General features: G+C 29.1%; 24 protein-coding genes. 3 read left to right on the forward strand and 21 right to left on the reverse strand.

Annotated features, from left to right (window positions below):
* Positions 1–10 precede the first annotated feature (10 nt).
* The 7 genes from QK892_RS11665 to QK892_RS11695 all read right to left on the reverse strand — a co-directional run bounded on the left by QK892_RS11665 (position 11) and on the right by QK892_RS11695 (position 7,963).
* Positions 11–484, reverse strand: coding sequence for a hypothetical protein (locus QK892_RS11665; protein WP_317273712.1), 474 nt, complete (start codon positions 482–484; stop codon positions 11–13).
* Between the two features lie 289 nt (positions 485–773).
* Positions 774–2,879: a HelD family protein gene (locus tag QK892_RS11670; protein WP_317273713.1), complete on the reverse strand. Its 2,106-nt coding sequence runs from the start codon at positions 2,877–2,879 to the stop codon at positions 774–776.
* Positions 2,880–2,995: 116 nt separating this feature from the next.
* Positions 2,996–4,918, reverse strand: coding sequence for an ATP-dependent zinc metalloprotease FtsH (ftsH, locus tag QK892_RS11675; protein ID WP_317273714.1), 1,923 nt, complete (start codon positions 4,916–4,918; stop codon positions 2,996–2,998).
* Between the two features lie 21 nt (positions 4,919–4,939).
* Complete coding sequence (gene lepB, locus QK892_RS11680) at positions 4,940–5,488, reverse strand: signal peptidase I (RefSeq protein WP_317273715.1); 549 nt, start codon at positions 5,486–5,488, stop codon at positions 4,940–4,942.
* Positions 5,485–5,709, reverse strand: a complete 225-nt coding sequence (locus QK892_RS11685) for a DUF3006 domain-containing protein (protein ID WP_317273716.1) — start codon at positions 5,707–5,709, stop codon at positions 5,485–5,487. The genes lepB and QK892_RS11685 overlap by 4 nt, the downstream gene beginning before the upstream one ends.
* Before the next feature lie 151 nt (positions 5,710–5,860).
* Entirely contained in the window at positions 5,861–7,153 is a 1,293-nt protein-coding gene (lysA, locus tag QK892_RS11690) for a diaminopimelate decarboxylase (protein WP_317273717.1), read from the reverse strand.
* A gap of 132 nt (positions 7,154–7,285) precedes the next feature.
* On the reverse strand, positions 7,286–7,963 hold the full coding sequence (locus tag QK892_RS11695; RefSeq protein WP_317273718.1) for a beta/alpha barrel domain-containing protein: 678 nt from the start codon (positions 7,961–7,963) through the stop codon (positions 7,286–7,288).
* A gap of 220 nt (positions 7,964–8,183) precedes the next feature.
* Here QK892_RS11695 and QK892_RS11700 point away from each other — a divergent pair, with 220 nt between their 5' ends.
* On the forward strand, positions 8,184–9,380 hold the full coding sequence (locus QK892_RS11700) for a DUF1576 domain-containing protein (RefSeq protein WP_317273750.1): 1,197 nt from the start codon (positions 8,184–8,186) through the stop codon (positions 9,378–9,380).
* A 1-nt stretch (position 9,381) separates the two neighbouring features.
* The gene (locus QK892_RS11705) at positions 9,382–9,726 is read left to right on the forward strand and encodes a hypothetical protein (protein ID WP_317273719.1); all 345 of its coding nucleotides are present in this window, start codon (positions 9,382–9,384) and stop codon (positions 9,724–9,726) included.
* Positions 9,727–9,772: 46 nt separating this feature from the next.
* Here QK892_RS11705 and QK892_RS11710 read toward each other — a convergent pair whose 3' ends face one another.
* From QK892_RS11710 to QK892_RS11755, 10 genes are all read right to left on the reverse strand, one after another.
* Positions 9,773–10,267, reverse strand: coding sequence for an NAD(+) diphosphatase (locus tag QK892_RS11710; RefSeq protein WP_317273720.1), 495 nt, complete (start codon positions 10,265–10,267; stop codon positions 9,773–9,775).
* A gap of 33 nt (positions 10,268–10,300) precedes the next feature.
* Positions 10,301–10,993 (reverse strand): DNA/RNA nuclease SfsA, encoded by a 693-nt coding sequence (gene sfsA / locus QK892_RS11715; protein ID WP_317273721.1) that lies wholly within the window; start codon positions 10,991–10,993, stop codon positions 10,301–10,303.
* A gap of 505 nt (positions 10,994–11,498) precedes the next feature.
* Positions 11,499–11,669 carry a hypothetical protein gene (locus QK892_RS11720; RefSeq protein WP_317273722.1) on the reverse strand — a complete coding sequence of 57 codons (171 nt, stop codon included), beginning with the start codon at positions 11,667–11,669 and terminating at the stop codon, positions 11,499–11,501.
* 214 nt (positions 11,670–11,883) lie between these two features.
* The gene (locus QK892_RS11725; protein ID WP_317273723.1) at positions 11,884–12,183 is read right to left on the reverse strand and encodes a DUF3892 domain-containing protein; all 300 of its coding nucleotides are present in this window, start codon (positions 12,181–12,183) and stop codon (positions 11,884–11,886) included.
* A gap of 152 nt (positions 12,184–12,335) precedes the next feature.
* On the reverse strand, positions 12,336–12,773 hold the full coding sequence (locus tag QK892_RS11730) for a hypothetical protein (RefSeq protein WP_317273724.1): 438 nt from the start codon (positions 12,771–12,773) through the stop codon (positions 12,336–12,338).
* Between the two features lie 259 nt (positions 12,774–13,032).
* Positions 13,033–13,620 carry a rubrerythrin gene (gene rbr / locus QK892_RS11735; protein WP_317273725.1) on the reverse strand — a complete coding sequence of 196 codons (588 nt, stop codon included), beginning with the start codon at positions 13,618–13,620 and terminating at the stop codon, positions 13,033–13,035.
* 210 nt (positions 13,621–13,830) lie between these two features.
* Positions 13,831–15,702: a PTS fructose transporter subunit IIABC gene (locus QK892_RS11740; RefSeq protein ID WP_317273726.1), complete on the reverse strand. Its 1,872-nt coding sequence runs from the start codon at positions 15,700–15,702 to the stop codon at positions 13,831–13,833.
* A gap of 17 nt (positions 15,703–15,719) precedes the next feature.
* Positions 15,720–16,625, reverse strand: a complete 906-nt coding sequence (pfkB, locus tag QK892_RS11745; protein WP_317273727.1) for a 1-phosphofructokinase — start codon at positions 16,623–16,625, stop codon at positions 15,720–15,722.
* Positions 16,622–17,374: a DeoR/GlpR family DNA-binding transcription regulator gene (locus QK892_RS11750; protein ID WP_317273728.1), complete on the reverse strand. Its 753-nt coding sequence runs from the start codon at positions 17,372–17,374 to the stop codon at positions 16,622–16,624. The genes pfkB and QK892_RS11750 overlap by 4 nt, the downstream gene beginning before the upstream one ends.
* 197 nt (positions 17,375–17,571) lie before the next feature.
* Positions 17,572–17,892, reverse strand: coding sequence for a (2Fe-2S)-binding protein (locus QK892_RS11755; RefSeq protein WP_317273729.1), 321 nt, complete (start codon positions 17,890–17,892; stop codon positions 17,572–17,574).
* A 250-nt stretch (positions 17,893–18,142) separates the two neighbouring features.
* Here QK892_RS11755 and pflB point away from each other — a divergent pair, with 250 nt between their 5' ends.
* Entirely contained in the window at positions 18,143–20,374 is a 2,232-nt protein-coding gene (gene pflB / locus QK892_RS11760) for a formate C-acetyltransferase (RefSeq protein ID WP_317273730.1), read from the forward strand.
* A gap of 53 nt (positions 20,375–20,427) precedes the next feature.
* On the opposite strand, the gene QK892_RS11765 is transcribed toward pflB, so the two are convergent.
* The 4 genes from QK892_RS11765 to QK892_RS11780 all read right to left on the reverse strand — a co-directional run bounded on the left by QK892_RS11765 (position 20,428) and on the right by QK892_RS11780 (position 24,875).
* Positions 20,428–21,315 (reverse strand): tocopherol cyclase family protein, encoded by an 888-nt coding sequence (locus QK892_RS11765; protein WP_317273731.1) that lies wholly within the window; start codon positions 21,313–21,315, stop codon positions 20,428–20,430.
* Positions 21,305–22,747: an FAD-dependent oxidoreductase gene (locus tag QK892_RS11770; RefSeq protein ID WP_317273732.1), complete on the reverse strand. Its 1,443-nt coding sequence runs from the start codon at positions 22,745–22,747 to the stop codon at positions 21,305–21,307. The genes QK892_RS11765 and QK892_RS11770 overlap by 11 nt, the downstream gene beginning before the upstream one ends.
* Before the next feature lie 231 nt (positions 22,748–22,978).
* Positions 22,979–23,869, reverse strand: coding sequence for an SDR family oxidoreductase (locus QK892_RS11775; protein ID WP_317273733.1), 891 nt, complete (start codon positions 23,867–23,869; stop codon positions 22,979–22,981).
* 265 nt (positions 23,870–24,134) lie between these two features.
* A complete protein-coding gene (locus tag QK892_RS11780; RefSeq protein WP_317273734.1) occupies positions 24,135–24,875 on the reverse strand; it encodes an amino acid ABC transporter ATP-binding protein in 741 nt (246 codons plus the stop codon).
* Positions 24,876–24,887 lie beyond the last annotated feature (12 nt).

Raw genomic sequence — 24,887 nt, forward strand, 5'->3', positions numbered from 1 at the left:
CATATATATATTAATAAAATGATAATGGGTTAACCCTTTTTACTAAGTCTAATAATTTTTCGTCCATTGCTAATTGAAAGCCTCTATTCCCATTAGAGTTTTTTGTTATAAATACCATAGGCTTAATTCCGGATTCCTCTAAATATGCTTTTGTAACTTTAGTATTACTACCTAACTTGTCCAAAGTTTTAACACTAGATATTTCTCTAATATTAAAATTTCCAATTTCTTTTCTCTTGCTCTTATTCATAATTTTATATATTGAAAGCTCATTTCCAGTAAGTTCATACTCGTATTCTATTATAATTTTTCTAGATAATATAAAAATGATACTGTAAATTAATATAAAAAACATTGAACCAACTAAATTTAATAGTGCAGCAAACACTATTGCCATAGCTAAGGATAATTTCGAGAAAATATTAAATGTTTTTTCTATCTTCTCATAGTCTTTTGTTTGAAACTGCTCATAGAAGTTATCCACTTACGCACCTCCTTATATCGTTTACAAAAAGCTCATATTTTAATTATATTATCTTTTTTTCTAAATTCAATTTTATTTAACTTGTAATAAAGTTTTCCTAAATATTGACTAATAAAAGCACATATATATTGTGATATTTTACAATAAAGAAGGAGATAGATATCATGTTCCTTGCTCCGTCGCCCGCTCCAAGTCGCCGTCACATGATATCTATCTCCTTCTACACTGAATGTAATAATTCCTCATTTTATTCGGAATTATAAAAATTTATTCATAGGGTATTATTTTATTATCTAATTTTTATTACAGATAATCTATGAAGAGCTCTAGTGCTCATTATATACTTAACTAAATTATCAGTATTTTCATCAAAATCAATTATTATTACTGCATCGAACTCTAAACCTTTTGCATAATATGAAGGAACTAAAACTTTTCCACCTCTATAAACTATATCAGCTTTATTAAATGCTAGAATATTAGTACGTTTTTTTAGCTCAGGTGAAATAATATTTAATTCTTCCTTATCCTTAGTGATTATAGCTACATTTTCATACTTCTCTTCTTGGTAATCTTCTAAAAGATTCACTATAACTTCTATTAAATCTTCAGTATCATCCTTTGGAACTACAGTTTCTAGAACATCAAATTCTCCTTTTCTAACAAAAGGAACTACTGCATTTTCATCTAAAAGCTTACTTGCATACTCCATAATTTGATAAGTAGATCTATAACTTTTTTTAAGTTCATGTAAGTTGAAAAATCCACCAAAGATTTCTCTAAGTCTTAGCATAGCTGGAACTTCTTCTGCTTTAACCAATCTTTGATTAGAGTCTCCTACTATTGTATAGCTTCTGCAGCCAGTTAATTCATTAATAACTATAAATTGAAGCATATTATAATCTTGCGCTTCATCAATGACAATATGCTTAATTTCATAGCTTGCTTTTTTTCCATCTAGTTTTATCATTAAATATAAAACTCCTGATAAATCTAAATATGATAGCGTATCGACATTTAAAAATTCCTTATAAATATCTACTATTCCTTTATTTTCAATCCATGATTCGATGTCATTTTTAGATTTCATAACTTCTTTAATAACATCTCTTATAGCGATTTTTCTTCTAAATTCTATATTATTTTCTTCAACAACTAAATCATCAGCTGATAATTTTGCCTTCTCTTCTAGAGCCTTTTTATTGATTTCTCTAACTTTTTCGTCTCTTTTATCTTTTACCTTAGCAAATAGTATTCTCTTTATCTTTTGACTTCTTCTGAATATAGGCATATATTTATAGTGTTTTTCAAATAGTTCACTTATTTCATCTACTGAAACTATTTCTTCATTCATAAATTTCACAGCATTATATTCGAAGTATTCTTCCTCTATTTCATTTATCTTTTTATCTAGTAAATCTATAAATTCCTTAGATGATTTAAATTTAATTTCATTTATTATTTCTTCATTTCCTTTTAGAACCTCTTCTAAATAAGCAGTTATATCTAGAACTTCTTCATTAAGACCTATTTCTTTATATGCAAATGATAAAAATGTTTCATTATTAACACCAGTTTCGCCTAGATTAGGCAAAACTTCTGAAATATAATCCATAAATATATCATTAGGTCCTAGAATTAGGACTTTATCAGTTAATTGTTGTCTATAGTTATATAATAAATAAGCAACTCTATGAAGAGCTATTGTAGTTTTACCAGAACCAGCTACCCCATTAACTACAACTACCTTATTTCTATCTGCTCTAATTATTTCGTCTTGTTCCTTTTGTATTGTATTTACTATATCTTTAAGCTTTTCTCCTGAACTAGATGATAACACCATTTGTAAAATTTCATCTTGTATATTTATATCCGAATCAAAATAACCCTCTAATTTAGCCTTTTTTATTATAAGTTGTCTTCTAGCTAATATATCAACAGGTATTTCTCCATGTGGGCTTGTATAATTTGTTTTTCCTAGCATTCCTTTATAAAATAATGATGCAACCGGTGCTCGCCAATCTACAACTACTGGTTCATAACTATCTTCAGGAGTTAAACCATATCTACCAATATATAGTTCTTCATTAAAATCATCATCTATGAAATTAATCTTTCCAAAGTAAGGTGATTCCTTTAACTTAACAAACTCTGATAATTTTCTATCGATAGCCTTATAACTTTCTTCCTTTATATATCTTTCATGATCAAAATATTCTACTAATTTATCTTCATCATCTTTGTATTCTTCAATATACTTTTTTCTGTATTCTAGTATATAATCAGAAATCGCCTTTCTTTTCTCTATATAATTTAAAGTTTCATCATTAAGTACACTTAATGTATTTTTTAGGTTTTCCTCTTCTTTTAAGAATTCTATTTTATCCAAGAGCATTTCCCCCTTTGATTTTTTACTAAGAAAGAGTGTAACAAAAAAATTTGTACACTCTTTCTTTAAAATACCCAACTTTTATTATTTTAAACTTCATTATATTTTAAATCAACTTCATTTTATATATTATTTTCATTTGTCATTACTGAAGCTTCATTATTAGAATTATTATTTTCTTTATTCTTCTCTTTCTTCTTTCTAAGCTCCGGATATTTTTCATATACAAACTCCATAAACTCGTCTCCGAAGATAGTTTCCTTTTCCAATAAGTATTCAGAAATCTTATCTAATAAATCTCTATTTTCATTTAATATCTTTCTAGTATTTTTATGACAAGTTCTAATAATATTCAATACTTCTTGATCTACTAATGTTGATGTTTCTTCACTACATTCTCTAACTGCTCTTCCATCTAAGTATCTATTTTGTAATGATTCTAATGCCATCATATCAAATTTATCTGTCATACCATATATAGTTACCATACTTCTAGCTGTTTTAGTTGCTCTTTCTATATCATTAGAAGCCCCAGTTGAAACTAAATTAAACACTTCTTCTTCTGCCGACCTTCCGCCTAACATAACCATGATTTGACTAGTTAATTCTTCTTTAGAAACAAGGTACTTTTCCTCTTCTGGCAACTGCATTGTATAGCCTAAAGCTCCCATAGTCCTTGGCACTATAGTAATCTTATGTACTGGGTCTGTATTTTCTAAAAGTGCTGCAACTAATGCATGCCCTACTTCATGGAATGCAACAACTCTTTTTTCAATAGTGGAAAGAATTCTATCTTTCTTTTCTTTACCAGCAATAATAACTTCAACAGCTTCTCTTAAGTCTGCTTGAATCACAAACTCTCTATTATGTTTAACTGCTCCTAACGCAGCTTCATTTACTATGTTTGCCAAATCTGCTCCTACGGCACCTGGAGTACTTTTAGCTATTTCTTCTAAATCTACATCATCTCCAAGTTTAACGCCTTTAGAATGAACTTTAAGAATATCTATTCTCCCCTTAAGATCAGGTCTATCAACTATGACTCTTCTATCAAATCTTCCTGGTCTTAATAATGCCTTATCTAATATTTCTGGTCTATTTGTTGCAGCTAAAACTACTATTGCCTTAGTTGAATCAAATCCATCCATCTGAGTTAATAACTGATTTAACGTTTGTTCTCTTTCATCATTAGTCTGAAGTTGAGAATCTCTACTCTTACCGATAGAATCTACTTCATCTATAAATATTATACAAGGAGCATTTTTTTCTGCTTCTTGGAATAAGTCCCTAACCTTTGCAGCTCCCATTCCAGCAAACATCTCAACGAAGTTTGAACCAGAAATCGATAAGAATGGTACATTTGCTTCACCTGCTACTGCTTTTGCAAGTAATGTTTTCCCTGTTCCTGGTGGACCTACTAATAAAGCTCCTTTTGGAAGCTTAGCCCCTATATCAGTATATTTTTCTGCATGATTTAAATAATCTATTATTTCCTTTAATGATTCTTTCGCCTCATCTTGACCTGCCACATCATCAAAAGTAATTTTTATATCATTTTCCTTATAGACCTTAGCATTACTTTTACCTAATCCCATCATAGGTCCAGAACCCATTTTCTTACCTATTCTTCCTGCTAAAAATCTAAAAATACCGAAAAGTATTAATGGCATAACTATCCAATTAAAGATAAAGTCAGCAAAAAAATTATCTTGTATTGGCTCTGCTCTATATTCTACTCCAGCTTCATTTAATAAATTTATCAAATTTGGATCATCTACATTACCTGTATATAATATTTTTCTATTTGAACTTTTCTCTTCATTTTCTTTTGGTAATATTTTTATTTCACTTGAAGAAATAATAACACTTTCCACTTGCTTATTTTCTAGCATACTTAAAAACTTATTATAGCTGATTTGATCCGTAGTCATATAATTTTTAGTAGCTGTGAATACATATAAAAATAAAAATGCTAAAATCGCATATATTATTGTATTTTGTTTTTTATTATTATTGTTATTTTCTTCCGTATTCTTATTACTCATATTATTTCCTTTCTAAATAAACTATTTTAATTTACCTATTTCATCAAAAGGATATACCTTAATTTGTGCCTTACCAGTTATATCTTCTCCATCTATATAAGGATTAATCCAATATCTTGAGTCTTTAGAGTATAATCTATTATCTCCTAAAAAGAAAAATTTCCCTTCCGGAACCTCGTAAACTCCATTAAAATTATCTTCTGTACCTATATAATCTTCTACTAATTTTTCTCCATTTACATATACTACACCATTTATTATTTCTATCTTATCCCCAGGAAGACCAATTAATCTTTTAATCAAATCTTCTTGAAGCTCTTCTGAATAAAATACTACTATGTCTCCTCTTTGTAATTTATCCAAATTATATACTCTTGTTACAAACAGTCTATCACCAACATTTAAAGTTGGTACCATAGACTCTGATGGAATTAGAACTTTAAATAACAAGAATTTATTTATAAGAAAAGCTATAATAAAAGCAGAAATTATTGGAATTCCCCACTCATAAATGAAGTTCTTTATTGAATTTTTTCTCTTTCCATCACTTTCGATATTCTTATAAGTCATTCTTCCCATAATCCTTTCATTAATTGATCTATTTCTTCTTTCCTTTGTTTTGAAGCCTCATTATCTATATAATAAAGATTATCTTTTTTGTAAAGTATATCTCCTTCTTTAGCTATTCCATTTATATATTTTTTTTCAGCATTAAATATTTTTCCCTCATTGTCTTCTAATATTACATAGTTTCCTTCTATTCTATCAACTACATACTCCTTATCATTCATAATTATATTTGTATCTTCACCTACCTTTTTATATTATATTTTAGTATACCATATTTATAATAATTAAAATAGATTATGCACGATTAATAATAGGAGCTTTATAAAATCATATAATACTCAATGATTCTTTTATATAGCTCCTAAATAATTATTATATCTCATCTTTAATTAAATCTTCATAACTTTGTCTCTCTACAATTACTCTAGCTTCACTATTTCTAACGAAAACTACTGCTGCTCTAGTTATTTTATTATATCCACTTGCCATCGAAAATCCATAAGCTCCAGTAGATAATATAGCTAATATATCTCCACTTTCAGCTTTCTGAATTTCTATGTCTTGTATCAATATATCTCCAGATTCGCAGCACTTTCCCGCTATTGTAACCTTATCATCCATCTGCTCTAAAGCTTTATTCGCAATTAAAGCTTCATATTTTGCACCATATAAGGCTGGTCTAATATTATCAGTCATTCCCCCATCTACTGATAAATACTTTCTAAAACCAGGTATTTCTTTAATTGCCCCTACTGTGTATAATGTAGTTCCTGCATTTGCAACAATCGATCTCCCAGGCTCTATAGTTAATATAGGTTTCTTAATTCCTAAATCATTACATACTTTATTTACACTTTCTAATATAACCTTACAATAATCATCTATCTCTTTCGGTTTATCTCCTTCAGAATAATAAATTCCAAATCCTCCACCTAAATCTAGTTCCTCTATATAATGACCAGTTTCTTGTTTTATATCATATATATATTTTATCATAATTTCAGCGGCATCTTTATAAGGCTCCGTTTCAAAAATTTGTGATCCTATGTGGCAATGAAGTCCTACCAAGTTTACATTATATAATGATAATGCCTTCTTCACAGCATCCATAATAATATTACCTACAGGAGCAAATCCAAACTTTGAATCAATCTGACCTGTTTTTATATAATCGTGAGTGTGAGCTTCTATTCCAGGTGTTAATCTTAAATAAATATCTTGCTTTTTATTGTACTTTTCTGCTATTTCATTAATTATAGCCATCTCTCTAGTATTATCTACAATAAACCTACCAACACCTAGTTTAATTCCAAGTTCTATTTCACTTAAAGTTTTGTTGTTTCCATGAAAATATATTTTTTCCATCGGAAAGCCTGCTTTATATGCTGTGTATAACTCTCCATCAGAAACAACATCTAAGTATAAACCTTCCTTATTAATTAATTTACACATTTCAATTGTTAAAAATGCTTTGCCAGCAAAAGCTACTCTATTATTTTCTTCTTTAACTCTAAACGCATTTACATAGCCTCTACATTTATCTAATAAGAGTTGTTCATCCATTACATAAAGTGGGGTTCCATAATCTTTAGCTAAATCGCTTGCCTTAATACCCCCAATAAATAAATCATTATCTTTAATTTTGCTTGCCCCAAATAACCTCATACATTACCTCCAATTAAATAATAAATATTATAATAAAGCCACCATGGTAAACCATAGTGGCAATATCATACTATTTATTATTATACTCTTTTCTATATAATTATTCTATATTTATGCAAATGAATTAATTATTTAATTTTCTCCTCTGTATTTGTCCATTAAATCTCCCATTACTTCACCTGATGGTGGTGGTGTATATGTTATTGCATTTGCGCCTGCTTCTATAGTTCTCATTATACTTTCTTTAGTCGGTCCCCCTGTTGCTATTATCGGAAAATTAGGGAACTCTTCTCTTATTTTCTTTACTATATTAGGAGTATTTTTTCCTCCTGATACATTTAATATAGTAGCACCTGCTTCTATTCTTTCCGCTATGTTTTCACATTCAGATACTATTGTAACTATTACTGGTATGTCTATTATTTCTCGTACATTTCTTATTATATCATTAGCTGTTGGAGCATTTACAACTACTCCCATGGCACCCTTAAATTCTGCGTCTAAAGCTAAATTCACTACTCTTTTCCCTTGAGTAATTCCTCCACCTACTCCACAAAATACAGGTATATCAGCAGCCATAACTAAAGCTTGTGTAATAATAGGTTGTGGTGTAAAAGGATATACTGCAATTATGGCATCAGCATTTGTATTTTTTATAATTGCTACATCTGTTGTAAATAATAAAGATTTTATTCTTTTGCCAAAGATTTTTATCCCACTACAATCTCTAATACAGGAAGGAACCTCTATTACATGGCTTCTTAATGCTCCTTTTATCTCTGGTACTTGTTTTACTTTTTTCCCATCCATATAAAACTCCTTCTATTTTTATCTTTCTCTCTATTATCTTTTTTAATATAATTATATTATACTATCTTTTTAGTATATTAACATATAAATAACTAGATTATTTTATAAAATTATGACTATATAATCAATATTAATTATAAGGTATTTACGTAAAAATTTATAAGAGGTGATTGATATAAAAAAGGGTAAATTATATCCCCCGTATACTACTTTGATTGTCATGTACTTATTCTTTATTATTGTTGCATTTATTTTAGATTCTCCAATAGAAATTCTACAAGGACTTAAAAAAATAACTTCTAGCCCTGACATATTAATTTCTGACTATGTAGAGATTGGAGGAATTGGAGCTGCTCTTATTAATTCTGCTTTAACCAGTTTGCTTTCCTTATTACTTTTAGTGTTTAGTGGTGTTAAACCCAATGGAGCTACTATTATGTCTCTATGGTTAATTACAGGCTTTTCATTTTTCGGTAAGAATATAATAAATATTTGGCCAATTATTGCTGGCGTTTACCTTTACTCTAGATATCAAAAAGAACCATTTCTTAATTATAGTTTAGTCGCATTACTTTCTACAACATTAGCCCCTACAGTTAGTCAACTTAGTTTTACTAACTATTTTCCAACGACTTTAAGTATTATTTTAGGTTATCTAATAGGAATACTAACTGGCTTCATATTAGCACCTATATCTTCCCATTGCTTAAAATCTCATAACGGATATAATTTATATAATGTAGGATTTGCAGCAGGCATTTTTGCAACATTGTTAATGTCTATTTTTAGAGCTTTAGGAATAGAGTTCGAAACTAGGCTGTTATGGAATACAGAATCAAATTATATATTTTCAATTTTATTGTTAATTATATCATTTTACTTGGTTGCTATAGGCCTATATAATAATCCAACATTAAAAGAAGATTTCTTTGCATTAATTAAGCATCCTGGAAGATTAGTTAGTGACTTTTATATACTATTTGGTAATACATGCTATTTTAATATGGGCATATTGTGTCTTTTATCAACAATTCTTGTATTAGCTTTAAACTCTAATCTAAATGGTCCTACTATCGCTGGAATATTTACTATTGTTGGTTTTGGAGCCTTTGGTAAGCATATTAAAAATATTACTCCTATTATAATAGGGGCAATATTAGGAGCATTATTTCATATTAATCCAGTTAATTCTCCATCATTAATATTATCAATACTTTTTTCCACAGCTCTTGCACCAATAGCTGGTAAGTTTGGATATAAAGTAGGTATATTAGCTGGATTTTTACATGTAAATATGGTTACTAATATAGGATATCTTCACGGTGGTCTTAATTTATATAACAACGGTTTAGCTGCTGGATTTGTAGCAATGATCTTAATTCCAATAATAAATATTTTTGAGAAGGAGCCTATATAAAATGAAATACTACTTTGAAAGAAATTTAAAAATTATTAATGAACTAATGACATGCCTATACAAATTAGGTTCAAAAGATATTAATGTCAATCTTCATAAGGAGGACTCTGGTACATGCTTTCTTATATGGGGCCAAGTAAACAATGTTGATAGAGATACTTTAGATAACTTAACTACTATACTAAATACTAAAAGACAGCACGAAGTTGAAGAAACTTATTGGCATCTAGGTGGTGAGTGTGAATCAGATGGAGAACTTTCTCTAGTAGGAATGATGATAGATAAGGCCGAAATAAGCTATTCAAATAATATATTAACATTAAAAATTTATAGAACTGAACTTTAATAATAAAAAAATCAGTAGCTGTTATTTTATAGCCACTGATTTTTTATTAATTAGGTTTTAATTCCAATATTTTTTTTACTACTTTTGTTCCTATAATATCTTCTTTCATTTCTTCTAAAGCATTAGATAGTTTTGTCCATCCAATCCCCTCTACTTCTTCTGATTTTTTAATTTCTCCCGAAACAAATTCTGCAACAAAGGTTATCATTAATATTTCTTTATCTGATACATAATCAGATCCTAAGTATCTAATATTGTCTATTTCTATATCCGCTTCTTCCTTTACTTCTCTACGAACCGCTTCTTCAGCTGTTTCGCTATTTCCAACATAACCAGATAATAATACCTTTGAATTTTCATATATATAACTTTGCTTTAATAACAATATTTCATCATCTTTTATTATTGCAACCATTATACAAGGCTTAGGAGTATCAAAAAACATCATATCATCATGAGAACAGTATGGAACACCGCCTTCATCCCAACTGAACTTCTCTTCTAATCGCCTCCCACAGATAGGGCAAAACTTATATTTCATATTCCACCTCTTTACTTGTAAAAACTAGGTTAATTACAATATTATATCAACTTTTTTATTTATTTCAATCATTTTTTTATCGACGATACAATCATAAGCCATAATATCTACGCCATTTTCTTTAGCTAGTCTTAATGCCTTACCGAATTCCGGATCAGTATCATCATTTGGAGAAAAAGTATTCACGTTTTCCAACTGTATTAGAAATAAAATTCCTGCACCATATCCTTGCTTTTTAGCTTCTATTAGCTCCATTATATGTTTAGAACCTCTTTCAGTAGGGGCATCCGGGAACTTGCACTTACCACCACTTTCCAAAGTCACTCCTTTTACTTCTAAATAATACACTTCATCTTCTTCTGTTGATAACTTGAAATCAAATCTACTTTTTCCAAAAGTCTTTTCTCTGTTGATTTCACTATATTTGTTTAAATTTTCAATTTTTTTATTTATCAAAGCCTCATTAACTACCTTATTTGGAATCTGCGAATCAATATTAATTAATATATTTCCTTTCATTGCTGCAATTAGATCAAACTTAGTCTTCCTATTTGGATTTAACTCTTCTCTTAGAAATACTTTTACTCCTTCTTTTAATATTTCTCTACATCTACCTGTATTAGGTACATGTACTATAATCTCCTCACCATTCAATAATACTTTTGCATTAAATCTGTTTGGTCTGTTAATAAATATTCCTTCAAAAATATTTTTATCAAACTTCATATTAATACTCCTTTTACTAATTCTACATTTTTCTCATATTTTTTCATAATTATCCACCATAAATTAGAAAGTTTTCCACAGGTAACTATTTAAATTCTATGATTATCTCTATATTTTCCTTAGAATTATAACATTATCCACAGTTTTTATCCACATTATGTACAAACTGTGCATAACTTCATTTATTACTATATAGACACTTTTTTTTATGTTTTACTTCATATAACATTTCTTTCTAATACTCACCAAAAATCATCATATTGTTACAAACATACATTCAATACATATATATTGTGTCAATACTATTTTTAAAAGTTTTCAACAGTTTTTCGAAGTTGTCCACATTTTGTGGATAACTTTCCACAATTTCAACATATATTTCTATGCTTATCCACATATCACTATTTTCATATTTATCTAAAATTATATCTTATTTATGAAAATTATAAAAAAAAAGCTGTACCAAAAAAGTCTTTTTAAGAATACTTTCCGATACAGCTTTTCATTATCTAAGTACGTTTCTAGAATTATACCATGAAACTAAGTATTGAACTGCTAATACAACTGGTCCTACAAAAAGTGTTGCAGCTGTCCATATAATTTTATTTTGTCCTTTTTCTTCAGCTAACTTAAATGATGAAAAAGCTGATATTAATAATAATATTATTACTATCATAATTTATTTTTTATCTCCCTTATTTTTAATTCCTTAATCCAAATTTATTTTACATAATGTATTCATTTTTTTCAATAAAACCATATTGGTAAAATAGTAAACTATTTGTAACACATTAACTTAAATTTTATATTTCAATATATTCTTTATTTTTATTTAATATTACAATAAAAGATAAAGGCATATTATATACCTTTATCTTTATATAAATATATCATTCAACTGTTGGTAATGAACTCAAATTATTGCTTTCATCTTGATCAGGAAGACTTCTTAAATATTCTTCTCCTTTTTTTGAAACTCCTATTGCAACACCTGCAATCCCTCCATTTTTAGCCTTTAGTATTCCTTCTTCTTTAGATATCCTTTCTCCATTAGAAAGCTCATATCCAACTATCTCTCCAGATTTCTTAATTACAGCTGTAATAGATTGTGCATTATTCTTAGGTGTTGGAACTTCTTTATTTATATTTGCAGGTAAACCACCAATCATATTATCATTCTTATTATTCATAATAACACCTCCTATTTGTATTAAAGTTATTTTACCCAATAATTTTTTTTAAATTCAAGTTCACTTTATTTTTAACCATACTTTGATAATCACTTATGAAAACTAAATAAGGAACACTTGATATTTTGATATTATCAAGTGTTCCTTAAATCCTATAAAATATTCTCTGCTTGTTTTCTTAATAATTCAATATTATTATTTGCATCTACAGTTGTGAAGTTATACACATCCGTAAAATTATAAAAATAATTTGCTATTGCAATTCTCTTAACCCTTGATATTTTTAATTCAGCTGCAATTTTTTCTAAGAAATCAACTTCATCACTCTCGTATTCACCATCTACTAGTGCTAATCCAACTAATTCAAAATAAATTATTCCCTTCGATCTCTCTGATGAATTATTAAGTATTTTAATTATGTCATCATATTCCATAGCTTTTACTTCTTCATCTACTATTCCTAACTCATCCTTATACTCGGCTACTAGTATCTTTTCTTCTTTAGCAAACTTATTATCAACTTTAGCAAAAATTGAAACTAAGTTTAAAAAACATATTGCTTCTTCCTTATTTAATTCATTTAAAAACATAATTACTTCTCTCCTAATTTCATAAAAATTCTAATAATTGAATTATATAATAACTTATACAAATATGAAACATAATCTATATTATAGATAACTAAGATTAATTTAAATCTATCTCTAAAATTTATAATAAACTTGTGTAATTATACTATTATTATTTTGATTTTATTCATAAAATCAAATCTTAACTAATTGATTATACAAAATATAATTTATTGAAAAAGACTTAAGAGAGTTGTCCCTTAAGTCTTTACTTTCTTTATTAATATCTTTCAGTATATACTTCAAAGTATGATTGTGGATGTAAACATGCTGGACATGCTTGTGGTGCTTCTGCTCCTTCAAATATATATCCACAGTTTGAGCATTTCCACAGAACCACTTCATCTTTTTTGAATACTTTTCCATCTTCTACATTCTTAAGTAATTTAAGATATCTATCTTCATGCATATTTTCAACTTCAATTATTCTTTCATATGCAACCGCAACAGCTGGGAAACCTTCTTCTCTAGCAATTCTTGCAAATTCAGGATAAAGTTGAGTCCATTCTTCATTTTCTCCTGCTGCTGCAGCTTTCAAGTTTCTAGCTGTATCATCATACAAGTCTACTGGATATCCCGCAGTAATTTCTATAGCTTCCCCTGCAAAGTCGTCCTTTAAGAATTTATAAAATCTTTTAGCATGTTCTCTTTCTTGTTCAGCAGTTTCCATAAATATGTTTGAAATTTGCACATATCCTTCTTTTTTAGCTACACTTGCATAATAAGTATATCTTGTTCTAGCTTGACATTCTCCCGCAAATGATTTCATTAAATTTTCAGCAGTTCTTGTCCCTTTTAAACTCTTCATAATGACCACACTCCTCTATAAATAATTTAATTAAATTTCCTATAAATACATTATATTACATATGCACTTTTAAATCAAAGGGTTTATTATTAAATAGTAAGAATTATCCGACAACTTCTCAGGTTTTTCTTTGTTTTTTTGAGTTTTTTATAGGTTCCTTTTTACAAAAAAATAGTCACAAGAAAATCTTGCGACTATTAATATCATTTATTAGTTTTTATTCTTCTTTAATATAGCTAAAACTACCATTCCAACTACTGAACCAACTACTAAAGCTATAAAGTATCCAAGTGGATTGCTTATAACAGGTAATACGAATATACCACCATGAGGTGCTCTTAATGCACATCCAAAGAACATTGATAATGCACCTGCTGTTGCTGACCCTATTACACAAGCTGGTATTACTCTTAGTGGATCTGCTGCTGCAAATGGAATTGCTCCTTCAGTTATAAATGATAATCCCATTACATAATTTGTTAAAGCTGATTGTCTTTCTCTTGCTGTAAATTTCTTTTTAAAGAAAGTTGTACATAAAGCTATTGCTAATGGTGGGACCATACCTCCAACCATAACTGCTGCCATAATATCAAATTGACCACTAGCTAATGATGCTGTTCCAAATACGTATGCTGCCTTATTTAAAGGACCACCCATATCAAATGCCATCATTCCACCTAAAACTGCTCCAAGTAATACTTTACTAGTACCACCCATGTTATTTAATACATTTGTAATACCATTATTTAAAGCTCCAACTGGTGGGTTAATTACAAATGTTATTATAGCACCTATTAATAATATTCCGAATAAAGGATATAGTAATACTGGTTTTAAACCTTCTAAGCTATCAGGAAGCTTATCAAATATTTTCTTTAAGCCTACTACTAAATATCCAGCAATGAAACCTGCAAGTAATGCACCTAAGAAACCTGAACCGCCACTATTAGCAAGCATACCTCCAACAAAACCTACTGCAAGTGCTGGTCTATCCCCTATACTCATTGCAATATATCCTGCTAATACTGGTAACATAAATCCGAATGCAGTATCACCTACACTCTTTAAGAATGCTGCAAAAGGTGTATTAGAACCGAAGCTTGCAGGGTTTATGCTGTAATCATCAAATAAGAATGCTAATGCAATTAATATACCTCCACCAATAACGAATGGTAACATATGTGATACACCATTCATTAGGTGCTTATAAATTTGACGTCCTATGCTTTCCTTTTCTCCTGAAAGTTCTTCATCTGAATTTTTTGAACCGCTATGGTTATAAATTGGAGCATCCCCTGATATAGCTTTATTTATTAACTCTTCTGCTTTATGAATTCCGTTAGCAACTTTAGTTTGGATAACTTTCTTGCCATCAAATCTTGCCATATCAACTTTTTTGTCTGCTGCTATTATTATACATTCTGCTGCTTCTATTTCTTTAGCAGTTAATACATTTTTAGCTCCACCTGAACCATTTGTTTCTACTTTTATTGTAACTCCCATGCTCTTAGCTTTTTCTTCTAAGCTTTCAGCAGCCATAAAAGTATGAGCAATTCCTGTTGGACATGCTGTTACTGCTAATACTCTATATCCATCTTTGCTCTCTTCTTTTACTTTATTAACCTTTGCATTTTCAAACTCATCAATTAAATTTACAAATTCTTCTGGTGTTTTCGAGTTTTCTAAAGCATTTCTAAACTTTTCATCCATTAACATAGTTGAAAGTCTTGCTAACACTTCTAAATGTACATTATTTTCTCCATCTGGAGCTCCTATTAAGAAGAATATCTTTGCTGGATTCCCATCAAGTGAATCATAATCTACTCCATTATTTACTATCATAGCTGCTAATCCAGCATTTTTAACTGCCTTTGTTTTAGCATGAGGTATAGCTATTCCATCACCTATCCCAGTAGTGCTAAGCTCTTCTCTAGCTAAAACTGCTTTTTTATATTCATTTTTGTCACTTAAATTACCTGAAGCATCCATTAAATCAACTAATTTATCGATTGCTTCATTTTTAGAATTCACTTTAGGATTTATTGCTATAGATTTGATATTTAATAAATCAGTAATTTTCATTTTTTTATTCCTCCATTTTATAGTATTTCTTTTAGTAACTCATAAACTTTATCTTTAGTTGCTAAACCTTCTGAAAAGGCACTAGCACTTCCTGTTGCAACTCCCATTTTAAAGGCTTCTTCTAAATTGCTATTATTTAAATATCCAGCAATAAAACCTCCAACCATGGAGTCTCCTGCTCCTACAGAATTAACAAGTTTTCCTTTTGGAACATTTGATTTTATAACTCTATTATCTTCAGTTATAAATATTGCTCCATCTCCAGCCATCGAAATTAATACATTTTTTGCACCCATTTCTTTAAGCTTCTTACCATAAACTATAATTTCATCTTCATTTTTTAATTGCACATTAAATAATTCAGCTAATTCATGATGATTAGGTTTAATTAAAAATGGTCTGTATTTCAAAACATTTAATAGTAAATCCTTCGTTGCATCTACTATAATTTTGATATTTTTGTTTTCTAATCTTTTCATAATTATTTCATATATATTTTCTGGAAGTGTATTTGGTATACTTCCTGCTAAAACTAAAATATCACCTTCTTTCAGTGAATCTAATTTATTAAATAATTCATCTAAATCCCTATCATTAATAGCTGGTCCTTGACCATTTATTTCTGACTCTTCATTAGATTTTAATTTAACATTTATTCTAGACATACCATTATTAAGTTTTATAAAGTCTGTCTTACAGCCCATACTCTTTACTCTATTTTCAATTTCATCTCCTGTGAAACCTGCTATATATCCAAGAGCTATATTCTCTACATCTAAATTATTTAGAACTATAGAAACATTAATACCTTTTCCCCCTGCATATATTTCTTCATAAGATGTTCTATTTACTTCACCTACCTTAAAGTTATCAACTCTTACTATATAGTCCAGAGCCGGATTAAAGGTTATAGTATATATCATAGTTTTGAAACCTCCACTACTTCTGTTTTATCTTTATATCTATTCTCTTCTAATTCAGTAGTAATTATTACTGCCTCATCTATTTCTGCGAATGTAATACAGCTTATTTCATTAAATTTTGTGTTATCTGAAAGTATATATGGATTTCTAGTTCTTTTAATTGCTTCTTCTTTTACTAAAGCCTCATTAATATCAGGAGTGGTAAATCCTCTATATTCTGAGATACCATTAGCTCCAAAAAATCCTTTAGTAAAGTTGTATTTCTTCAAACTATTTATAGCTTCTATTCCTACTATAGCTTCAGTTAATGGCTTTATTTCTCCTGCAATAACATAAGTAGTAAATCCTCTACTTATTAATTTCTTTGCCTGATTTATACCATTTGTGACGTAAACTGCATTTTTTTCTTCTAAGTAATCTATAATTAAATTCGTTGTTGTTCCTGCATCTATATAAATAAAATCATTTTTATTTACTAAACTAGCAGCATACTTTGCAATAATAGATTTATCTTTAATATTTAAGTTCTCTCTTACTTCTAAATTATCATCTTGTGTATTGAATTCCTTTTCAACTAAAGTAGCTCCTCCATGAACTTTCTTAAGTTTCCCTTCTTCATTTAATGAATTCAAATCTCTTCTAATTGTAGATTCTGAAGTATCTAGCAATTTTACTAATTCACTTACATATACTACTGAATTTTTGGTGAGTTCCTCTAATATTATTTTATGTCTTTCTTCTGTTAACATAAAAATCACTCCTCGTCATAATAATACTACGCCTTAAAATCGATTTCAAGCATTTTAATTCAAAAACCTCCAAGAACTTTTTGGTAATCAATCATAAAACGTCAAATTTATTCAAATTTATTTAATTTAATTGAATAAAAAATAGACCTATATATTTATAATTTAGATCTACTTTTTCCTTTTAATATAAAATCATTCTATTTCTTTCGTTCTATAATGCTTTGTATTAATGAACTACATCTTCCACAAGTAGTACCAGCTTTTGTAATTTCTCCAACTTTATCTACTGTGTTATATCCATTATTAACTGCACTAATCACTTCATTTACAGAAACAGAATTACAAGTACAGACAGAATCTAATATTGATAAAACCTCACTGGTGCAACCACCACAACAAGTTGCCGCTCCTGTAATTTCCATAATATCTTCTATATCCCTAGCACCTAACTTCATTGCCTTTCTTATATCTAAATAGCTAACATTTCTACATCTGCAAATCTTTCTTTCTCCAACCATAAAAAATCCTCCAAAAATTATAGTTATACTATATACTTATTTTATACTTTTATTATATAATTGTAAAAGTGAGATTAATTTTAATTAATTCTCTACTAGTATTATTTAAAAAGTAATGAATTGTTAAATCTTAAACACTTTATTGCAATTGTTATTACTTAATGATAAAATTTAAATGATAAATATTATTTATTGAGAATATTTTCCAGATGTAAGAGTGTTTGTCAATTTTAAAAAAGGGGTGCAATGTATGAAGCAAGAATGGATCAACTTTAAAGAAGGTCAATGGACTAAAACTATTGATGTTAGAAACTTTATTCAATTAAACTATACTCCATATACTGGCGATGATAGTTTTTTAACTGGTGCAACAGATGCAACAAAAAAATTATGGGATGAAGTTAGTGAATTATTCAAAAAAGAAAGAGAAAATGGTGGAGTTTTAGACGTTGATACTGAGACTATTTCTGGTATTAATGCATATAATGCTGGATATATAGATAAAGCTTTCGAAAAAATAGTTGGTGTTCAAACTGATGCTCCATTAAAAAGAGCTGTAATACCTTATGGTGGTATCAGAATGGCTGAAAATGCTGCAAAAGCATATGGTTATGAAGTTAGCCCAAAGATTTCAGAAATATTTAGTAAATATAGAAAAACTCATAATCAAGGTGTTTTTGATGCTTATACTGATGATATGAGATTAGCAAGAAAATCTGGTGTTATCACAGGTCTTCCAGATGCTTATGGTAGAGGAAGAATCATAGGTGATTACAGAAGAGTTGCTCTATACGGAGTAGATAGATTAATAGAAGATAAAATTGCTCAAAAGAAGAGTTTAGAAGTTAGATGTATAGATGAAGATGTAATTAGATTAAGAGAAGAAATTTCTGATCAAATAGTTGCATTAAAAGAATTAAAAGGATTAGCTGCAACTTATGGTTTCGATATATCTGGACCTGCAACAAATGCTAAGGAAGCTATTCAATGGTTATACTTTGGATTCTTAGGAGCTATAAAAGACCAAAATGGTGCTGCTATGTCTTTAGGAAGAACATCTACTTTCTTAGATATATATGTTGAAAGAGATTTAAAATCAGGATTAATTACTGAAGAAGAAGCTCAAGAATTAGTTGATCATTTCGTTATGAAATTAAGACTAGTTAAATTCTTAAGAACTCCAGAATACAATGATTTATTCTCAGGAGACCCTACTTGGGTTACTGAATCAATCGGTGGTATGGGATTAGATGGAAGAACATTAGTTACTAAGAACTCTTTCAGAATTCTTAATACACTATATACTTTAGGACCATCACCAGAACCTAACCTAACTGTTCTTTGGTCAACTAGATTACCTAAAGGATTCAAGGATTTCTGTTCAAAGGTATCTATTGATACAAGCTCAGTTCAATATGAAAATGATGATTTAATGGCTCCATACTGGGGAGATGATTATGCAATTGCTTGTTGTGTATCTGCAATGAAAGTTGGTAAGCAAATGCAATTCTTCGGTGCTAGAGTTAACTTAGCTAAAACTTTACTTTACGCTATAAATGGTGGTAAAGATGAAAAGTATGGAATGCAAGTTGGACCTAAGCTTGCACCATTAACTAGTGAATATCTAAACTATGATGACGTAATGGATAGATTTGATGCTATGACAGATTGGTTAGCTAACCTATATGTTAATACTTTAAATGTTATTCACTACATGCATGATAAGTATTCATATGAAAAATTACAAATGGCTCTACACGACAGAGATGTATTTAGAACAATGGCTTGTGGTATAGCTGGATTATCAGTTTGTGCTGACTCTCTATCAGCGATCAAATATGCTAAAGTTAAACCAATAAGAAATGAAGAAGGTGTAGCTATCGACTTCGAAGTTGAAGGCGATTACCCTAAATATGGAAATGATGATGATAGAGTTGATGATATAGCAGTCTGGTTAGTTGAAAACATGATGAACAAAATCAGAAAGAATAAGACTTACAGAAACGCTTACCACACTCAATCAGTATTAACAATAACTTCAAATGTTGTTTATGGTAAAAAGACTGGTACTACTCCTGATGGAAGAAAAGCTGGCGAGCCATTTGCTCCAGGTGCGAATCCAATGCATGGAAGAGATAACAGTGGTTCATTAGCATCATTAAACTCAGTTGCTAAATTACCATATGAGCATTCACAAGATGGTATATCAAATACTTTCTCAATAATTCCTGATGCATTAGGAAAATCACCTGAAGATAGAATCCATAACTTAGGAACAATGATGGATGGATACTTCTCTCAAGGTGCTCAACACTTAAATGTAAATGTATTTGATAGAGCTACTTTATTAGATGCTATGGAACATCCAGAATTATATCCTCAATTAACTATAAGAGTTTCAGGATATGCTGTAAACTTCATTAAGTTAACAAGAGAACAACAATTAGATGTTATAAATAGAACATTCCATAAATCAATGTAATTAATTGATTTTATACTATAAATAATTAAGGAGCTGTTGCCACAGCTCCTTTTTTAATTACTTACATATTCAAAACTTGTTTTATTGCTATCTAAATTAAAAATTAAATTTGCATTTTTATAAAATTTAAAACTTGCATTACATGATATATTTTCCTTTATGGTTCTTATCATTTCTCCACCATTTGGTGCTAAAAGACTTTGTGGAGACTTATCTTTTATTAATATTTCTAATCTATATGAACCTCTTTTTATTATTATTCCTTTTTCATTATATGAAATTATTTTAACTCCATTGTACGTAGCTAGCCTATATTCTCTTCCTTCATAATATACTAAAGCTATGCATCCCTTAAATTCAAATCCTAAAAACGGTATATCTGCTATAGAAACCATAACACTTATATCTTTCTTCTTGAAATTATTGCATTGTATCCATAAATAAGTCTTTGGAAAAGACTTCCCCCAATCCTTCTCTATATATCCAGTAGCTTCTGTAAACATAACTTCTTCATTATTAATCGATAAACTTCCTTCTATATTATGATTTGCACTTAAAACACCATGAAAGCACTCCATAAACGGGAAGTGAGCAAATGGTCCCATTATATCTCCCTTTATAGGAGTAATATTATTATAAGAAAGTTCCCCTATTATACTTATATCTTTATTTTTTATATTCACTTTAATTCCTTTAATAGAAAATATATTATCTCTTATCTTTATGGTAAGTTTATCTTCACTTATGTAAAAATCCTCAAAATCATAATTTATATTATAAGACTTATCTTCTGTAATAATTTGAATAAAGGCATACTTCTCTCCATTTTTATTTATATTTATCCCTGGAATAAAAGCTATACTATAATATTTAGTTTGATGTTTAAAGTACCATCCTTCAAAATAGCTTTTTTTATTTTTATAGATTTCTTTACTCTTCATATTTTAAATCTTTAATAGCTGGCGATTCTAAGAAATTACCATTATAATCAAATCTTGATCCATGACAAGGACAATCCCAAGATAAGTCATCAGCATTCCATTTCAGTTCACACCCTAAATGTGGACATTTATTAGATACTGTATAAATCCTTCCCTCACTATTTTTATAAACTCCAACTTTTCTCCCTTCATAAATTACCACACCAGATTCTCCATTCTTTATATTTTCTATAATTTCCATTGGAATTCTTATTTTTTCTGCTATAAAGTTATATGTAGTTTCAAATCCATCCTTAACTAAATTCTTTATAGAAGCAGTCATATCAAATCTACTTGGTGAGAATATTTCATTAAAATCATATGTTTCCCCACTAATCAATCCACTGATTATTATCGCTGAAACCATAGATGATGTCATTCCCCATTTATTAAATCCTGTCGCTACATAAACATTAGGCATTTCTTTAGAATAAACCCCTATAAAGGGAATTCCATCTGAAGTAATACAATCTTGAGCAGACCAATGGTACTCTTCTATTGAATCTGGATAAAGCTTTTTAGCTAAATCTCTTAACTTATTATATGATCCTCCATCTTCATTACTTCCAGTCCTCCCAGCAGCTCCACCTAAGATTAAATAATCTTTATACCTTCTAAATGAATATCCTCCATCTTTTTCATCAATATACATTCCATTTAAGAACTGAGCATTTTTTAATGCCATAACGTATTCTCTTTCCTGATGCATTCTTAAGAAATAATAACCTGGTGTATTTATGATAGGAAAGTGTGTAGCTACTACTATACTTTTAGCTTTAATCTCCCCTCTATCTGTAACTACAACATCATCTTTTATTTCTATTGCTGTTGTATTTTCATATATAGTTAGATCCTTTGCGATATAATTTAGAAATTTTATAGGATTAAAATTTGCTTGATTCTTAAACTTAACAGCTTTAGCAATTTCAAATGGAAGCTCTATGCTATCTACTAATTCGGCATCTATTCCTATACTTATAGCTGCCTCATACTCTTTTTCTATTTTTTGAGGTGAGTCTAATGTATAAATATAAGCATCTGCTACTTCAAAATCACAGTCAATATTATTCTTACTAATTATTTGTTGATAGTTCTCCAATGCTAACTGATTTGCAAGGAAATATCTCTTTGCATTTTCTTTTCCAAATTCTTTTATTAATTTATCATATATAATATTATGTTGTATTGTAATCTTAGCTGTAGTATTAATCGTATTTCCTTTCAATACCTTATTACGTTCTAGTATTACAGCATTTATATTTTTTTCTTTAAGCATATAAGCTGTCAATATTCCTGCTATACCTCCACCTATAATAACTACATCAGCTTCTTGAATATCTAATTTATGTTCTTTTTTGCTTATTTTATAATTTTCAGCCCAAATTGATTTCATATAATCACTCCTATAATTAACTAACTGTTACTCTTATCTATTATTCCCTAATTTTTCTTTTATTATTGAGTGATAATGAATAATTTTTTAATTAATATTTAAGTATATTTATTATTCCTATAAGCTCTCTATATATATTAAAAGGCTCCGATTTAACTCGAAGCCTTTAAATGTAATATATCAATTAAATCATTATTAATAGAGTGTTTTTTACAATCAATATAGCAATTGTTAACTTCCTACCATTCTACCTCCATTAATATGAATAACTTGTCCAGTTACGTAGCTAGAATCATCTGATGCTAAATATACATATGCCGCTGCTAATTCATAAGGTTGCCCAGCTCTTTTCATAGGTGTATCTGTTCCAAATACGGCTACTCGATCTGCTGAAAGACTAGATACTGTTAATGGAGTCCATATTGGTCCAGGAGCTATCCCATTAACTCTTATTCTCTTATCTAGTAGTGATTGAGATAGTGAGCGAGTAAATGTTGTAACTGCTCCTTTAGTAGCTGAATAATCTATAAGCTCTTTATGTCCCTGATATGATGTTACAGATGTAGTATTTATAATGGAACTTCCTGGTTCTAAATAAGGCAAAGCAGCTTTGGTAAGATAAAACATAGAAAAAATATTAATTTTAAAGGTTAACTCTAATTGTTCAGAAGTTATATCTTCTATACTTTTTTGTGAAAATTGAACAGCTGCATTATTTACTAAAATATCTATTTTACCAAATCTATTAATGGTTTGCCTAACAATTTCCTTGCTAAAATTCTCATCAGATATATCTCCTTCTAAATTTAAGCATTCACTACCATACTTCTCTATATAACTCTTTGTCTCCTCAGCATCTACCTTTTCATATAAATATACTATTACTATTTTTGCTCCTTCTTTTGCAAAAGCAACTGCTGCCGCTCTTCCAATACCACTATCTCCACCTGTTATAATAGCAACCTTACCTTCTAATTTTCCACTACCTACATAATTAGGATTATCAAATATAGGTCTTGGGTTCATTATTGCTTCTATTCCAGGTTGAACATCTTGATGTTGTGGTGGAAAATTATTAACTTCACCGTCATCCATCAAATTCCTTCTGTAAACTGAATTCATATACTCCTCCATAGTAATTTATTACAATATTTATACTATGAATCCGCTTAAATAATGTTCCATATATAAAATTACCTAAGTACATACTACGCCTTAATTAACTTTTATATAATTTTGCAAAGTTTTTCCAAGCCAAATTACTTCATCATTCTTATTTTTTAACCTTATAAGTACTTTATAAAAAATTAAAAAAGGAGCTGCCTAGGCATCTCCTTAATTTTATATTTTTGATTATTCATTCTACATTATGCGATAGCACATAAAGTTAAATTGTATTTAATGTACGACTCAAAAATTCGCGTGTTCTTTCTTTTATTGGGTTGTTAAATATTTGCTCTGGTGCTCCTTCTTCTTCAATAATACCATTATTCATAAATACTACACGATCAGCTACCTCTTTAGCAAAGCCCATTTCATGAGTTACAACTAACATTGTAAGTCCACTTTCTGCTAGTTCCTTCATTACTTTTAATACTTCTCCAACCATTTCAGGATCAAGAGCTGAAGTCGGTTCATCAAACAAAATAACATCTGGTTCCATAGATAGTGCCCTTGCTATAGCTACTCTTTGTTTTTGTCCACCTGATAATTGTTTTGGCTTTGCATTTATGTAATTACCCATACCTACTACATCTAAATATTTCATAGCTACTTGTTCAGCTTCTTCTTTAGATCTTCCTAAGACTTTAACTTGTCCAACAACACAGTTACCTAGAACATTATGGTTATTAAATAAATTGAATTGTTGAAATACCATTCCTAATTTAGTTCTATATTTATATATATCATGCTTATCATCTAAAATATTTTCATCCTTATATATTATTTCTCCACCTGACGGTTTTTCTAATAAATTTATACATCTTAATAAAGTAGATTTTCCTGAGCCTGAAGAACCTATTATACAAACAACTTCGCCTTTTTTAACTGAAAAATCAATATCCTTTAAAACTTCATGGCCTCCAAAGGATTTACTTAAATGCTTAACTTCTATTATTTTTTCCATATTAATTCCTCC

It is taken from the genome of Clostridium lamae, from assembly GCF_033043255.1.
GTDB classification, from domain to species: domain Bacteria; phylum Bacillota; class Clostridia; order Clostridiales; family Clostridiaceae; genus Clostridium; species Clostridium lamae.